Source organism: Candidatus Accumulibacter vicinus (genome assembly GCF_000584955.1).
Lineage (GTDB): Bacteria > Pseudomonadota > Gammaproteobacteria > Burkholderiales > Rhodocyclaceae > Accumulibacter > Accumulibacter vicinus.
In genome coordinates this window covers 7,965-24,164 of sequence record NZ_JDSS02000021.1, presented here as the reverse complement: position 1 = coordinate 24,164, position 16,200 = coordinate 7,965, and the positions used below count along the sequence as shown (strand labels likewise).

Annotated in this window: 11 protein-coding genes and 2 pseudogenes; 8 read left to right on the top strand and 5 right to left on the bottom strand. The window is 62.2% G+C overall.

Translation table 11 applies throughout. From position 1 onward, the window contains the following. The 4 genes from CAPSK01_RS22465 to CAPSK01_RS08900 all read right to left on the bottom strand — a co-directional run. Window positions 1–785, bottom strand: a 785-nt coding sequence (locus CAPSK01_RS22465) for a dynamin family protein (RefSeq protein ID WP_273703464.1), incomplete at its 3' end; no start/stop codon positions are given. Then, window positions 778–1,800, bottom strand: a complete 1,023-nt coding sequence (locus CAPSK01_RS08910; protein WP_273703389.1) for a M48 family metallopeptidase — start codon at window positions 1,798–1,800, stop codon at window positions 778–780. The genes CAPSK01_RS22465 and CAPSK01_RS08910, both read right to left, overlap by 8 nt. Window positions 1,801–1,803: 3 nt before the next feature. Then, window positions 1,804–3,864, bottom strand: coding sequence for a dynamin family protein (locus tag CAPSK01_RS08905; protein WP_273703388.1), 2,061 nt, complete (start codon window positions 3,862–3,864; stop codon window positions 1,804–1,806). Further along, on the bottom strand, window positions 3,861–5,945 hold the full coding sequence (locus CAPSK01_RS08900) for a dynamin family protein (protein WP_034925507.1): 2,085 nt from the start codon (window positions 5,943–5,945) through the stop codon (window positions 3,861–3,863). Before CAPSK01_RS08900 ends, CAPSK01_RS08905 begins: the two co-directional genes overlap by 4 nt. Before the next feature lie 430 nt (window positions 5,946–6,375). Between CAPSK01_RS08900 and CAPSK01_RS08895 the strand changes: the two genes are divergently transcribed. The 6 genes from CAPSK01_RS08895 (at window position 6,376) to CAPSK01_RS22450 (ending at window position 14,722) form a co-directional block, all read left to right on the top strand. Continuing rightward, a complete protein-coding gene (locus CAPSK01_RS08895) occupies window positions 6,376–6,663 on the top strand; it encodes a hypothetical protein (protein WP_034925504.1) in 288 nt (95 codons plus the stop codon). A gap of 939 nt (window positions 6,664–7,602) precedes the next feature. Continuing rightward, complete coding sequence (locus CAPSK01_RS08890) at window positions 7,603–8,202, top strand: sigma-70 family RNA polymerase sigma factor (protein ID WP_034925501.1); 600 nt, start codon at window positions 7,603–7,605, stop codon at window positions 8,200–8,202. A gap of 78 nt (window positions 8,203–8,280) precedes the next feature. After that, entirely contained in the window at window positions 8,281–9,693 is a 1,413-nt protein-coding gene (locus tag CAPSK01_RS08885; RefSeq protein WP_034925499.1) for a hypothetical protein, read from the top strand. Further along, a complete protein-coding gene (locus tag CAPSK01_RS22460) occupies window positions 9,690–12,653 on the top strand; it encodes a tetratricopeptide repeat protein (protein ID WP_273703387.1) in 2,964 nt (987 codons plus the stop codon). Before CAPSK01_RS08885 ends, CAPSK01_RS22460 begins: the two co-directional genes overlap by 4 nt. A 378-nt stretch (window positions 12,654–13,031) precedes the next feature. Then, the gene (locus CAPSK01_RS22455) at window positions 13,032–14,153 is read left to right on the top strand and encodes a PEP-CTERM sorting domain-containing protein (RefSeq protein WP_273703386.1); all 1,122 of its coding nucleotides are present in this window, start codon (window positions 13,032–13,034) and stop codon (window positions 14,151–14,153) included. 257 nt (window positions 14,154–14,410) lie between these two features. Further along, window positions 14,411–14,722 carry a hypothetical protein gene (locus CAPSK01_RS22450; protein WP_273703385.1) on the top strand — a complete coding sequence of 104 codons (312 nt, stop codon included), beginning with the start codon at window positions 14,411–14,413 and terminating at the stop codon, window positions 14,720–14,722. Window positions 14,723–14,956: 234 nt separating this feature from the next. Here CAPSK01_RS22450 and CAPSK01_RS08865 read toward each other — a convergent pair. Further along, window positions 14,957–15,133: pseudogene (locus CAPSK01_RS08865) on the bottom strand (IS66 family transposase); the annotation flags it as partial. A 26-nt stretch (window positions 15,134–15,159) separates the two neighbouring features. Here CAPSK01_RS08865 and CAPSK01_RS08860 point away from each other — a divergent pair. Further along, window positions 15,160–15,504 (top strand): annotated as a pseudogene (locus tag CAPSK01_RS08860) (DUF4172 domain-containing protein); the annotation flags it as partial. A 214-nt stretch (window positions 15,505–15,718) separates the two neighbouring features. After that, window positions 15,719–16,200: tetratricopeptide repeat protein (locus CAPSK01_RS22445; RefSeq protein WP_273703384.1), on the top strand; the 482-nt coding region annotated here is incomplete at its 3' end.

Here is a 16,200-nt window from a genome sequence, read left to right as displayed (position 1 = left end):
GCGCCAGGAAACGATCGCGAAAGACGGCCTCGCACCTCATCGACCAGACGCTTTCGATCACCTGGCTGACGAACGTGGTCGAGCATGTTGAGTACAAAACAAAGCTTCGGAAAGTCACGCGGGGCCAGCACTTGCCGGAAGAACGTCTGTTCCGACTGTGACAGCGGCGAATGCGGTGAGAGCACGCCGATGACAACATCGGAGCGGTCCAGATACGCCGCCACGGCATCTTCAATACATCGGAAAATGTCGCCGGTGCCAGGCGTGTCAACCCAGACGACGCCTTCGAGCCCCTGCATCGGTAGCGCGATACAAAGATGGTCAATCTGGTTGGCGTATTTTTCGATCAACGGTTCAATTGTCTGTCGGTGCAGTTCGTCAGACTTGATCGGCAGAAAGCCGCCATCCTTCATCACCAGTCGGGCATCAAACGTCGCGCCGTAGCGAACCTCAGTAATTGCGAGCGTTTCCGGCAATACATCAACACTCAGTAACGGCTGGCGCAACATGGCATTGATTAACGATGACTTGCCGCGCTTGAAGTCGCCGACAACGACGATTCGGAATGGCGACCCCAGGTGATCGGCAATCGCCAGGGTATCCGCCTCAAGGCCAGCAACGACATTCTCGCCGAGTAAATCCCGGTACGGCCCGGTTGACAAACGTGCACGCAGCGCAGCGAGCAGCCTCCCTACTTCTGCCCGCAGCGCTTCTCCGTCGTAGCAGATCGGTCGGCTGCCAGCGCCAATCACCTCCGAATCTGTCTGGCTACCTTGTTTACCCATTGTTTTCACTCTTTCGTTCAGCGGCGCTGTGCGTGTCCCAAACGCGGATCAACGCCTCGCAATCAGCGTCAACTTCGCTGATCAAGCGGGTTGCTGGTGCGTCGCTTGCGCACCACGAGCGGTACACATCGCTCTCGGAAAACAGGCGAACTGCTTCGACGCGCTTGTGTGCCAATGGATGTGTATCGCCGAGTTCGAGCAAGCGGACTGGCGTCTTTTTGACCACGCTGACCTGACGAACGTAGGTGTCGAGATCAATGCCGCGCAGAGACTCTTCGCCACCAGTTTGAATTCTGGCCAGAGCACTCATCATCATCCGCGCATCGTTGGCACAGATTGCACCGGCGCGGTCGCAGGTCACCTCGGCGCAGCGCGACCAGCGAGCCAGAAACAGCACCATCGAGGTCTGTAGCAGCCCTGTAACCAGACGCAGCAGTCCGGCAGCCACACCTGCGGCCGTGAGCGCCGAGAGTAACGCTCTGGCCAGCGGATTGCTAACAAGCTCGGCCAAAGCGTGAAACGCGCCATGCAGATTGTGGATGTGGCCGCATTCATGGCCAATCACTGCGAGCAGTTCGGCCTCACTCAAGGCGCGCACCAGCCCGGTCGTCAGCAGGATGCTCGGCCGCGTGTCGTCGGAAGCCAGCGTCATGGCATTCGGCTCGGGAGAGAAGACGACGAAGATACGCGGCACGCCGATTCCCAGCCGCTCGGCGCATTTCTCACCCAAGGCATGAATCTCGGGATACTGGTTCGGACCTACGGCCACCCCCTGCATCGTGTAAAGATGTTGATAAATGGGTTCGAGATGGTGAACAAGTGCCCGCGTCGCCCAGCGGATCGGCGCAATGGCGGTCAATCGGGCACGTAGTCTACGATCCAGCGAGAAGCTGTAATCCGGAATACCCTCGACCAGATGCCGCTGCTGTTGCCTTTCGCGCTGCTCGACGTAGGCCTCGAAATCGATCGGCAAGGCCAAGGTCGGATCGGCTAGTTCAGGAAGAGCGATCGCCATGCACTAGATCTCCAGAATTTCGACCAACTGTTTTGACAGGCGCGCCGAGGCCTCACTGATGCGGTGTGCCTCCTGTTCAATCAGCGCGAACCGCTGACGCTCCAGGTTGCCAAGACCGACGTCCCGCTCATAACGCAGCCGGAGATCGAGCAGTGTCTTTTCAGCGTTGTCGAGCGCCGCGTTGGCTTCCTTGCGCACCGCTTCTCGCAACTGCTCGAAAGCCGTGTTGACCTGGTCATAGACCTGGAACTTGAAATTGACTTTGGTCAGACCCTGTGCCAGTTCAGCAAGTACACCTTCCTTGTAGCTGGCGCGGAAGCGATCGATCTTTTCCTGGCGAAACAGCCGTCCGGCCGCCAGCTTGCCGGGTAGAATCGAGGCAAGCCCGACGGCGACCGCCACCGGAACGGTGAGCGGCGCCGAGAAGATGGTAAGCAGCACGCTGGCCGCAACCATTGTCCCGACCGAAGCGACCGCGCCCACGGCGGCGCCTTTGACCCCGGCTTCGCGATAACCCGACCAGAGGCCGCCAAACCCGGTTACGACGGCGATCGCCGCCGCCGCGACTTCGCCGCGACCATGCACGCTCTCTTCGACCGGCACCCCGCCGAAGTTCAGATTGATCTTTTCCATCAGTCCGCCAACGGCGCCGCTGAATTCGGCCAGACGCTCGACTTCGGCAGCCAGTGCCGCGTTGATCTGCGTTTCGATCGCCAGAGACTGTTTCTCGCTCTGCCGGCGCAGAACGTTGTCGACCAGCTTGCCCAAGCGCTCCTTGAGCTTCTTCGCGTCCTTGATGTCGTCAACACCGATATCAGCCTGATCTATTGCCTGGCTAGCGGCCAGCGTTAAAGCATCGGGCAGATCATCGACCAGTGGCGCCAGTTTGCGGCGAGTTTCATCACTCGCAGCCTCGATTCTTGCCATCTCGTCAGCCTTGCGTTGCTTGAGATCTTCAAGCTCACGCTCGGAATCGCGATAGGCCTTCTCGAAATCGTCGCGCTGCAACTTCATCGCGCTACGGCGCAACTCGAGTGCCGTCAGCACGTCACGGCAGGTGCCGAGCGCGCGATTGACTGGCACCTGCAGCCGGATCGCGCCGCGCCGCTCGGTCAGGAAGCGCTGCAGCTCGACCTCGAAGACCGGAAAACCGCTTCGTTCGAGCAAAGCCTGGTCGCCGCTCTGCTTCGCCTCGAGCGCCTGGAAGGCCGACAGGCCGAACACACGCGGCCGGCCGATCTTCTTGACGTAGGTTTCGTATTCCGGCGAACCGGGCCCGAACTGCTCCTTGGCACGTTCCATCACCTGCTGCTGAATGCGCCGCTCGATGCCTTGCACCGCCCGCTGCGCGTCCTGCGGCCGGTTGAAATTGTCGATGCCGTTGACCACGAATACGACGCGCCCGAGGTCGGCGGTCAGCAGGCGATTCTCGAGAAAATCCCGTTCGTACTCGCTGAACGGCGCCTGGCCGAGAATCACCATGATCGCCGCATCGATCTTCGGCAACACTGAAAGTGTCACCGAGGTCATCGCCTCGCTGTCGTTGAGGCCCGGCGTGTCGATCACGTCGACGTTGTTACGGCAATATGGGCTCGGGTAATACACTGTCGCCTCGTCGACCGTCGCTGAAGTCTCTTCCGACTGATCAGTTAGCTTGGTCACGTACTCCGCCAATTGATCGGGCGGCACGTCCTCCTCGCGCCCATCCTTGTAGCGCACGACGACGCGTGGCGTCAGGCCATAGGAAACACGGTTCAAGGTCGCCGAACACGGCAGCACGTCCATCGGCAACACCGTGCCACCAAGTAGCGCATTGATGAAGGTGCTCTTGCCGCGCTTGAACTCGCCGACGACAGCAACCGTGAAGCTATCGTTCTCCAGACGATCGAGCACCTCGTCGATCAGGACCGAGCTCTCCTTGAGATCCAGCTCGCCGACGAACTCGTTCAGGCGGCGCAAGTCGTTGGTCAGGCTCATCAGCACGCGTTTGTAATCGATGAACGTAGCCATCGTCGCGTTCCGCTCGTGGCCGATCTCCCTCGGCCGCACTTCTTCTTTCGTCATGTCTGGTCTCCGTGAGAAAAACTGTCCACTGCATCCGGCGTTATCGTTGCCGCTGGGTCGACGGCAAAGGCCATCGCCAGCAGGTGCGCGTCCGCTGCCGCCCGCTCGGCGATCTGGCGCGTTTCGCTTTGCATCTCGGTCAACGAGCGAAGATGCAGTAGATTCGCGGTTCGCCGCCGCTCGCGCTCGATGCGCAGCTCGACCCGGCGCCACTCCACAACCTTGCCAACGTGCGCGCTCTCCCGAGCCAGGGTCGCACCGACGCCGTTGCCAAGAGCCGATATCGCTGCCAGCGCCTTGCTTTCGAGTTCGAGGGCGACGAACAGCTTGCCGATTTGTTCGCGCGTCTCGCCAATGTATGCTCGGCGCAGACTCGCGCGCACCTGTTCGCGCTTTTCGCGCAACTGATTGTCGGCCTTGGCCGAACCGTCCTTGGTCAACCAGCCGCGCATCGTTCGCCAACTCCCCTGCACCGTGTCGTTGGTCAGTGCCCAGCCCGCCGCACCGAGCGCGGGTTCGGCAAGCAAGCCGCCGGTGGGCTGGAACGAGTCCCTGAAAGCGCGCGAAAAAGCGGCCAGTGCACTCACGCTCTGCTGGGCCAGCGGCAGCGTCGCCCCCGCTTCCGGCCGCTCGGGGGGTGCGACAAAGGCCACCGGCAAAACCTCGCCATTGGTTTCGCGATCCGCCAGAGCAGTGTCCAGCCGTCGGCCGATCAACCGAATTGCCTCGTCCTCATTCCGGCTCCAGTCGGTCACCACCGCCGTCAGTTCGCCGCCCAGCCGCTCAATCAACGGGTGCACCGCGCCGGCCAGTGCCTGCCGAATCACCGCCGCGCGCGCTTCCTGATCAGCCAGATGTTCGTCGGACAACTGCACTGTGGCGATCGCCCGCTCGGCGGCCGACAGAATCTCCTGCCGACGCCGGGCGAGGATCTCGCGCACTCGCTGACTGCCCAGCCCGGTTCGTGCGGCGACGCCGCCGACGCGTTCGTCGATCGCCGCCACCACCGCCGACAGTTCCGCCTGGCGGCGCTCGAAGCGTTGCGCCTCGCCGGACTCGCGGCTGTGAGCGCGCTCGACCGCCGCGTTGAGTTCGGCGATCTGGTGGCTCGTTGACTCGCTGATGACGCGCGTCACCTGCGTCAGCGTCGCCGCGCCGCGATCACGCGCCAGATACTGTTCGAGCGCCGTCTCGAGATCGGCAAAGCAGCTCGCCGCGTATACTGCGCTGTCGTGCGATTCCTTGCCGCGCAGCGCCTGATACGCCGAAATGGCGAACAAGCGTAACGGAGTGCCACTCTCAGGATAGGACTGCGCCGCCTCGAGCGTCGCGACGAGACGGCGCCGAATCTCCCCCAGCACCCGCTCACGCTCGGCCTGACTGCGCAGTTTGTCGATATAGGTGACGACGAAGAACAGGCGGTTTGCGTCGAGATGGTCCAACAACTGGCCGAGAAACGTCGCTTCGCTCTGCGCGAACGGCGTTAGCGCCGAAATCACCATCACCGCCGCATCGGCCGTCGGCAGAATGCCAAGCGCCATTTCGCTCATCGCCCGCTCGTCGGACAAACCGGGCGTATCGACGATGTTCACATTGTTCTGGCAGAACAGCGTCGGATACGCCACGATTGCCTCGCCGATCGCGCGCGCTCGCTCCTGCGCCACCGGATCGCTCTTGGTCACATAGTCGGCCAGTGCGGCCAGAGGAATCCGCTCGCGATTGCCATCGCGCCAGACCAGCGTTGCCTCGGCGTTGCGGCCATAGACCACTCGCGTCAGCGCGGCGGTCGTCGGCAGCACATCCATCGGCAACGCTGCCGTGCCGAGCAAGGCGTTGATCAGTGTCGACTTGCCGCGCTTGAACTCGCCGACGACAGCAATCGTGAAGACGCCCTGCTCCAGTCGAGCAATCGTCTCGGCCAGTCGCGTTTCTTCTTCGGCCAGCGCCAGGCTGCGTGCCTGACGCTGCAAAGCCGAGAGCGCGAAGACCGCTCGGATCAGGAGCCGCGCGTAGTCGTGGTACGAATGGAGGCTGGAAGAGCGTTCGACCGCTGCGGCGCTCAGCTCGTCGGGCACAGACATGCGCGTCTCCTGCTGCCTCGGGCACTACCAAGCAAGCGTACGCAGCGCGCACGCCCAAAAGGCAAAGCGATCACTGCCGATGCCATCAATATTCTCCTCTCCGTGTGTACGAGGCGCAGCGGCGGCGCCCACTCTCCCCTAGACGAGGCAAGCACCGATTTGTCAGGGTTGCTGTTGAAAAAACTGACAGAAATCTGTTTCGTGCGTCGGTATCAACAGGACACCAGCCGAGCGACAAGAGAAGCTCCCCGAGCCAGCCGTCATCTGGATCGGCTCCCGTGAAAGCCCGGATTCTTGACTTCGCTTTCGTCGTTCGGTGGTGAGTCCGTCGCCAATCATCATGGCTTTGTTGCCTGTTCGTGAGTCGCCCTGCGAATAGGAATTGTTGTGTGAGTAGTTGTCACTTCTACTTCTTATAGGAGCAAATGGAATGCGCATAGCTTTTTTCAGCCTGATAATCCTCTGGAGCCTGCCCTTATCGGCGCAAACGAGTGCTTCGGAACAACTATTGCAGGGCATGATGCAGAAGTATCAGCGAGAACGTGAGGAGGATAACTGGATTCAGAGCCAGCTCATGAACTGTCAAAGAGGTGATCAATCGTCCTGTATTCGCTATCAGAATGCTCAGCGCGAAGCCATTGAGCGACGGAATCGTGAGATCCAGCGAATGGAAATGTATCAACGTTATCGTCATCAACCGTACGTGCCCAAGTATTGACCAAGTTCGGCAAGCCTGCTCGAAGGTTTCGCGGGTGGATTGCCGACGGCGATCGCAATCGCTACAACGAAGGAAGCACTGATTCAATCCAGTTCGTGAACAGAGAGCGCACATCCGGTTGACTGCAGCCTGGTCAGTCGTGCGGTCTGCTTTGCTGCGCTGCCATTGAACCTGCGCTTCCCTTGACATCTCAGGAGAAGGGAATGGGAAGAACGTGGGCGGGGAGAGTCATGCCGTTGATGACTGCAACATTGTTGCTCGTCCCCGCAGCAGCAATCGGCGGTACGGTGTTCGCTGCCCGGTCATATTGCAGCATCACTGGCGCGACGGGAATGGGATATGGCCAGACACACCAAATCGCTGCATCGAATGCCATTGGATATTGCGTTGCCGCTGGTGGGGTTCCTGACTGTTGTTTGCAGGGTGTGCACCTGGCAGGAGTCGCTTTTACCGCGACCGCATATTGTGCTGTAACCAGCCGGTCGGGAAGTGGCATGGCGAACACCCAGCAAGGCGCGAACCAGCTAGCCATTCTCCAATGTATCGCGAATGGCGGGATTCCTGACTGTTGTCGTAACGGCCTGGTTTTCTGAGTCTGTATCGACCACCCTGGCTCGTCGGCGCGGCGCGTGGCATCGTAAGCGGGGCGCCGTTCGCCGGGTGGAGAAGTGGCCACAAGACGGGAAGCACAAGGCTTCCCGCGCGGCCCTATGGCGCCAGGGCCGGCGCGTAGGGCAAACCGGGTTGATTGGTTCCATCGCAGCGAGCGCGCCAGATGGTGATCACCTCGCTACGTCCTGGCTGATCGGCAATCTCGCCGCTAACCTCACACCTGCACGAGCATCGAATACCCTGCAAAAACTATGGGAAAAGCGTTACTATTTCGCCTGACGTATCCAACCCATTCATGCTCTTGGGGGAAAGCACGCTTTGGCGGAAATGGACGATCTGGCGGCGATGCGCGCGCTTGCCGATGGCAACGCAGACGCAAGAAAAGCGGCGATGGCGGCGATTTACCAGCGCCATTTCGACCGCTTGATGCGGCACGTCCGGCTGCGTAACCCCAAGCTGCCGGAAGAAGCGGTAGCCGATTTCGTCACCCAGGCGTTCATCAAGGTTTTCTCCCGATCCGGCGGCTATCGCGGCGAGTGTTCGTTGTTCACCTGGCTTGCCCGCTGCGTGACAAACCTGATTATCGATGATCATCGCCATAACTCGGCTCTACAGATGGTCAGCATCGACGAAAGCGAAGAAGCGGCGATCGCGCAGAGCATGCTGCCGGCCGACGAAGAACCGCTCGATGCGGCAATACGCGGCGAATTCATCGACTGCGTTCGGCGGCACTTTCGGACGTTCAGGCACCGTCACCCACAGGCCGCGTGGGCCCTGTGGGCGCGTCTGGTCGAGCAGAGCGATGTGCAGGAGATCGCCGACATGCTCGACAAGACGCCGGGAGCTACGCGCCAATACCTCTGCGATTCGGCACGCCGGCTCAGGCAGGCACTGGCTGTGTGCCGCGAGTATATGCTGGGGGAATAGCATGCGCAGCGCGGATCGCCGCTTCTGGCCATTTCGCACGATGCCGTTTCAATATCCCGTCCATCGGAGAAAACCAGTATGTCCATCCTTCGATCGTTCGCCGGGCTGATCCTTGCTTCGGTAGCGGGCTCCATGTCGGCAAATCCCGCGGCCGGCGCAGCGAGCCTGATCGTTTCCCGGACAGACGCCGGCGTGACCGTGCAGTCCGCGCAGGGCAGCGCGCGACCGGCGCAGGTAGGCAGCGTGCTCAATGTCGGGGAGCGCCTCTGCTTTCTACACCGTGGCGCGACGGTATGGCTGCGCCGCAGCGACCGCGGCAGCGACTTCGCGCATACCGCGCAGCAAGCCGGCTGTTGGAAAGGCGCCGAGATCGAAGCGGCCCAGCACGGACCCGGCAGCCGCTCGCAGGAGCGCATCGCGCTGCTGCGCCTGCTGGCGGCCTTGACCACAGTTGGACAGAACAAGCACGCGCCGCTGACCGCTGCCGCGCGCGGAGGTCAGATCGGAAACGCTCTGTGCAAGGTGGCGGCCCATACCGACTGGTTGGTCATCGACCAGCTTGGTGGCGTCATCGTACCGATCGCACCTGGTGCCGGTGGCAGGCTGACGCTGCTGAACGCGCGCGGCGACGCTGCCGGCGCTTCGATCACCCTCGAGGAGAAGGCAGCGGAGTTGCGCCTGCCGGCGGTCGGTGCGCCGGGACAGGTTTTCGAGCTGGCGATCCGCGGCGGCCCGGAGGAGTCTTGCCGCCTGCGCTTGCGCATCGTCGATGGCGCGCAGCACGCCGCGCAAGCCCCTCGAGCCGGCGTCGCCGTCGACCCGAAGAAAGTCGCCTGGCGGACGGCGATACAAGCGTTGCGCCTGGTCGATGGGCACGGGCGAGCGTGGACGCTCGAAGCGCTACGCCAGCTCGCCCCGCATCGAACAGTTCCGGAGGCCGATCAGGCCTACGCTTACCTCGCCGCGGCAAACCGCGAGTGCGCCAACAGCGACGGCAGCAACATCCCGGTTGCTTTCGACATGCCTTGGCTGCACGCGTCAAAATCTCTGCTCAGCGAAGGCCGGCGGCGCATCTTCGTCGTCTGGCACGGCGGTCTGCCGCCTTTTCGCGTCAGCTTGCAGCGGGAAGGCACGACCACACCGCTCACCGAGTCGAGCGACCTGAAGGTGTGCGAAGCGTTTCTCCCGGCATCCAACCTGACCAGTGGCCGACACGTACTGACGATTACCGACCAGGCGGGCGCACGCCTTGTGGCAGAGCAGATCGACGTCGTTCCGTCGGCGCAGCGCCCATCCGCACCGGCGCTGCCAGCGGCATCGGCGCAGCCGGCGTGGCTCTCGGCGGCGCAATGGATGGCCGAGCAGGAAGACGGTGCCTGGCGCTTCGAAGCGCTGCAGGATGTCGCCGCCCGCCTCGGCGACACACCCGAAGCGCAGGCGTGGATTCAACGCAACGGTCGGCCCCCCGCGCTCTTGGAGATCGAACCATGAACCCGCAACACACCCGTCTCGTAATCCCCGCCCTGCGCAGCACCTGTCTGGTGATTGCCTGTCTGCTGTCGCTGCCGGCAATCGGCGCGCCTGCCGACGGACAGAACGCCGCGTCGCCGGCGACGCAGATCGACACCCTCACGAACCAAGCTGACCAGCTATTTGAGGAGAAGAACTACACAGCAGCGCTGGCGCTCTATCAGCAGGTGCTGGCAGCGAAGCGAGCAGCAGGCGAGCGCCTCGACGAGACAACCGCGACAGCACTGGGCGACGTGGGCAGGACGCTGTTCAAACTGGCGCGCTACACCGAAGCCGAAGCGCACCTCCGGCAGGCGCTTGCCACCGCTGAACAGGCGCTCGGCAGCGATCATCCGGACGCGGCGACCCACCTCACCAATCTGGCCCTGTTCTTGCGCGACGTCGGCAGGCCGGCTGAAGCGGAGCCATTACTTCGCCGCGCGCTGGCCATTGGCGAAGCCACCCCCGGCACATCGCCGGCCACGATCGGCCTGCGCCTGAACAACCTGGCCGGCCTGCTGCGCGCGGCTGGTCGCTACGCCGAAGCCGAAGAGATCTACCGCCGTGCCCTGGCGATTGCCGAACAGGAAAGCGGCGGCGACAGTCCACAAGTCGCCCTCCGCCTCAACAATCTGGCACTGCTGCTACAGGAAACCGGCCGCTATGGCGAAGCGGAAACCGCTTTCTCTCGTGCGCTGAAGATTTTGGAAGCAAGCCGCGGCGCTGACCATGGCGACACGGCGACCATGCGCAACAACCTGGCGGGGCTGCTGCGCAGAATCGGTCGCTACGCCGACGCCGAAAAGCACTATCGGGACGCGCTGGCGATCGACGAAAAAATCTACCGCGCCGACCATCCAGAAATCGGCACCGACTGCAACAATCTGGCGCTGGTGCTCAAGGAGACCGGACAACTGGCCGAAGCCGAGGCGCTGGCGCGCCGCGCGCTGGCGATTGGCGAGCGCACCCGCGGCGCGGATCATCCCAGCGTCGCTATTCGGGCGAGCAACCTCGCCGGCATCCTGCGCGCTGCCGGCCGTAACGCCGACGCCGAAGCGCTCTATCGCCGTGCGCTGGCGATCGACGAAAAGTATTACGCACCCGATCACCCGGCGATCGCCAGCGACCTCAATAATCTCGCCCTGCTGCTCGCCGCCGACCGCCCCGACGAAGCGCTCGCCCTGTACCGGCGCGCCTGGCGTCTGGGGCTCAGCGCCGGCACGCCGGAACTGCTCTGGAAGCTGAACGGCAACCTCAGCCGGTTCTACGCCCAACGGGCGCCGGACGTCGCCATATTCTTTGGCAAACACGCAGTCAACACCTTGCAACGCCTGCGCGCCAACCTGAAGGCGAGCTCAAGAGAGGGGTACCAGAAAGCTTTCCTGGGCACTGCAGACAGCGTGTACCACGAGCTTGCCGAACTGTTGATCGAGCAAGGCCGGCTCGCCGAAGCGCGCGAAGTGCTCAAACACCTCAAGGAAGACGAGTACCGCGATTTCATCCGTGGTCAAATCGGCCCCGACGCGCCCGTCAGCCGTCTGCCTTACAGCCGGGCCGAACAATCCTGGGCCGAACAGGAGGAGGCGCTGGCCGCCGAAAGCCTTCGCCTGGCCGACGAACACAGGGCACGGCAAGCGCAGTCAGTCGCCGGCAACGATGCGTCAGCCACCGCCCCGCAGCCAGAACTTGTCGATTTGGCCGCACGCCGGGAGCAACTCGGCCAAGGTTTCGAAGCCTGGTTCGCCGGTGTCGTCGAGCAGTTACCAACCGACGCGCAACGCCTTGCTGCCGACGAGCGGCGCCAGCAAGACGCCGCGCTCGCCCAGGCGCGCCGGCAGATCGCCGACCTTGGCGGACAGGCCGCATTACTCGAATACCTGCTGGTCGGCAACCGCGTGCACATCATGCTCACTACCGCCCAGCAAAGCGTGGTCCGACGCGTGACCATCGACGGCAGAGACATCGGCAAGCAACTGATCGAGTTCCGGGTCGCGCTCAGCACTCAAGCTCTCGACCCGCGTCCGGCCGCGCAGGCGCTATACCGCGACTTGATCGGACCGGTTGCCGCCGACCTCGAAGCCGGCCAAATCGACCACCTGCTGCTCTCGCTCGAAGGCGCACTGCGCTACATTCCGTTCGCCGCCCTGCACGATGGCGAGCACTACCTCGTCGAACGCTACGCCCTGTCGCTGCATACCGCGGCCGTATCCGGCACGCGAGCAAAGCACAGCGGCGTCCCCAGCCGTCTGGCCGCTTTCGGCTCGACGCGCGCGCACGCCGGCTTCCCCGCCTTGCCCAACGTGCAGCAGGAAATCGACCTGCTGCGCAAGAGCGGCAAGCTCAGCGCCGAGGTCTATCTCGACGACCAGTTCACCGCCGAACGGCTACGCCAGAGCCTCAAGCAATCGTACCCGCTGCTGCACATCGCCAGCCACTTCCGGTTCGTCGCCGGCAACGAGAGCGATTCGTTTCTGCTGCTTGGCGACGGCAATCGTCTGCCGCTGATGACTTTGCGCCAAGGTGATTATTCGTTCGCCGGCGTCGACCTGTTGGCGCTCTCCGCCTGCGAAACGGCGCTGCACGGCGGACGCACCGCCGACGGCCGCGAAGTGGAAGGCTTCGCCGTGCTGGCGCAGAACAAGGGCGCACAGAACGTCCTGGCGACGCTCTGGGAAGTCGCAGACCTGACGACGCCGGAAGTGATGCGCGCGTTCTATCTTGCCCGCGCCGGCGGGAAGTCGAAGGCCGCTGCGCTGCGCGAGGCACAGCAGGGCCTGCTCAGTGGCAAGCTGAAGCCCACTCCGGTTTACACGACCGGAATCCGAGGCGGCAGTGGAGTGCGAGCCATCGCGGCCACCAATTCCTTCACGGCCGATCCCAGGAGTCCGTTTTCCCATCCCTACTACTGGGCACCGTTCATCCTGTTTGGCGACGCGTCGTAGGCAAAGGAATCGCTCGCCCCGATCGACATCCTGTGCCTGCGCCGTCCGAGGCGGCCGCGGGCCAGGCGTGTTGGCGTGGTCTGACTGTCCGTCCAGCGCCTTGATCAACTCCGCAAAGAAACAGATCTGACAGGAGCCGCCGTCGCTCGTCTGTAGCAGAGAGGCGAAAGCGATCGGACCACGATCAGGTCGTTGCAGCCTCGAGGAAGCCTACCTGCCAGACGCCAGCTCTTCGTCGGTCGCTCCACGGCGCCTTTTGCCGAGGGACGGGCGCTGCCGGGCAGCGAGCAGGCGCTTCCCGCAGGACGAGTGGATGCGCTGCGACGCCGCTCGGTCGACCACGAAAATGACATGGGTATACAGAAAGGATAATCGCAAATGAATTTCAGGATGTTGGTCAGCAGTTGCGCAGCCGCCGGCGTGTTTGCCGGTTCCGCACAAGCGACACCGATGTATTCCGTCGTAGATCTGGGAACGCTGGGCGGAGTAAACAGTAACGCACAAAACATCAACAACCGCGGCCAAGTCGTCGGGGCTGCGGACACACGCTGGCGCAATTCCCGCGCGACCGTGTTCTCTGGAACAGGTTCCGAAAATCTTGATATCGGATCGATTGGGGATTCAGACTACAGCATTGGCTTTGACATCAGCGACAACGGGCAGGTCGTCGGTTGGTCGTTAACGAAAGGGTTTGTGCAGCGCGGATTTCTCTTTTCCGGCGTGGGTGGTTCGGACCTTACCGATTTGGGTTCTCTCGGCGGACCTCAAGGCTACGTGGAAACAATCAACAATCGTGGCCAAATGGCTGGTCATGCACAATTGAGCAATGGGAAGTGGCGTGCGACATTGTTCTCCGGGACAGGATCCGGAAACCTTGATTTGGGAACGTTGGGAGGAAGCGAGAGCTTTGCCACAAACATTAACGACAACGGTCAGGTGGTAGGGGAAGCACAGATTGCGGGGAACGCTGCCTACCGCGCTGTTCTCTACTCTGGAACCGGTTTGGCCAATACTGATCTTGGTACTTTGGGCGGAGCTGGAAGTGCAGCCATGGCGATCAACAACTTGGGCCAGATCGTGGGTCTGGCTGACACCGCTGTGGTTGGTTCGCACGCGACTGTCTTCTCCGGCACCGGGTCGGGCAATCTCGACCTCGGCACCCTGGGCGGCAGGCGTAGTATGGCGCTTGGTATCAACAACCACGGCATAATCGTCGGGGTGTCAACAGATTCCGTGGGAGACGAGGAAGCCTTCTTATGGCGTCCGGGAATAGGCATGGTAAACCTCGAAGATCTGGTCTCCCCGACCGCTGGCTGGGATTTCAGAACGGCAGTCGACATCAACGATTTCGGGCAGATTGCTGTCAATGGTTGCAGGAGCGGCGTGTGCCGAGCCCTTCGGCTTGATCCCTTCACAAGTTCTGTACCCGAACCGGGTTCGCTCGCCTTGCTCAGCCTCGGCCTTCTTGGCATCGGCGCCTTGCGGCCGAAGAAGCGGTAACCCGTCGTTGGCGCATCGTCATCTGGCAACGAATTTTCCGGCATCCGTGTCGTCACCTGGCGTGACGACACGCTGACAGCGATGCAGATCTTTCCCAAACCGACGGCCGACAGACGGAATGCCGCAAGGTACCGCCAACCTCCTTGTCGGTCACAGGAGGGGAACGTTTTCGCCCGCGATCGTCCAACGCCGTTCCCTCACCCCTCGCATTACGGTGATTAGCTTGATTGGCCTCAACTGGTGTTGACACTCGCGGCATGAACACCGGAAGCAAGCGCTTCATCTGTCGGCAGGACGATTGTTTGATCCTGTGCGTGTTGGCCACCGACACGGCGATGCCAGCGTTTTTCAGGCGGAGGCATGCGCTTTCCGGCGCGTGCTCTCACGAGGCCGAGTCTTGCGTGACGCTCGGCTTACCAACTCTTGGTCTGTTTGATCCTTTTTTCAATCCTGGAGGACAACATGAAATTTCGTTCGCTGTCATCGAGAAACATCGCCGCGGGTCTGATGTTGGTGCTCAGCACGGCCGCAATCGCCGTTCCGGCAAACAGAACGAGGGAGCCCGCTGAAACGGAGCCCGCTCCGACCGAAGAAAAAAATCGGAACGAAACCTGGCGGAAACCGCTCGGCGAGTTAGCACAAGTTACGGAAATGTGCCAGCTTATTGGGGAACAGAAGGATGGAAAGATGCGGTTCTGCTTCTACACCTGTCCCAGCGGCAAGATGCATACCATTGTGAGAGTCCACGTATGCCCTGCAACCTATGAAAAATAGTAACTACTCAGGTCCCCCCGATGGCGAATTCACGCGAAACGAGGCTGAGGAGGGTTGCCTTGGAAAGTCAGGGTAAGTGCCTGGAAGAGATTGGCGCCCTGCTTGTGCATGGTGGCGAGATAGGAGCGGAGGGTACAGAAGGTATCGGCGCCCTTCCTGGTTCTGAAGCAGCCGGAGATTTTCTGTTTAACCTTGGGCATGCGAACGGCTTGTTCGAGCAGGGAACCCTTTTGAGGTCAGCGATTGGCTGGAATGGTGCGTCGGCTGCCTACCGCGGGCCATCGACGGTACTGAAGAGAAGCTGGCGGCGGTGCTCGCCAAGGCGGGATTCTGGCAGCGTTGGGCGGGTACGCCGATGAACGCGCGGCAAATCAAACTGCTCAACCGGTTGCTCGATGGCTTTGCAGGCCAACTGACCAGCGGCAAGTGGGCCGCAATCGCCAAGTGTTCCTCCGATACGGCGCTGCGGGATATCCACGAGCTGCTGCAACGTGGCGTCCTGGTGAAACGGGATGCCGGTGGGCGTAGCACGAGCTACGCGCTCGCGTCGCCGACGTCTGGCCTGGAAGTGCCTTGAGTACCGTAATGAGTGCCGCGTAGAGCGACGCAACGTACCACCGCTGGCAGACAAGGCGCAAGAGACGCGCTGCGTTCCTCACCGCTTACTATGGTCGGTGACACGCTATCGGACGCGCTGCGCAATAACATCCTGACAATAACGGTCGTCGCTCGTCTGAGTCGACAATGCCCAAAACGATTGTTCCACCGATTGGCCAACCAGGAGACGCGCCGTGAACAAATGTCCACTTCCTGCCCTGCTGCTCGCCGCGCTTCTGCTGCAGCCGGTTGCCTTGTGGGCCGAAGCGCCGCAGCCGCCGACAGCCGAAACAGCCGCCACGGTATCGGTCGACCAGTTGCGAGAACTGGCAGCGCGGGCGGCCAGCGCAGGAAACTTTTCGGCAGCGCTCGACTACACTAGACAAGTGGAGGACCGCTATGCCGACGACGAACTGCTCCACCGCAGTACACTGACGTTCCAGGAGAAGGCACGCGGTACCGAGGACCTGTCACTGGTGATCCCCCTCAACAAGTTGGCGAATCTGTACATGAGGCAGGGCCGCTACGCAGAGGCCGAGCAGCTCTTCCGCCGTAAGCTGGCGCTTGTGGAGAAAGCGGGCGGCAATGGGCAGCCGCGAGTGATGGCCGAGAGCCTTAGCGACCTGGCGTGGTCATACCGGGAACAAGGCCGCTACGCCGACGCTGAGCCGCTCTA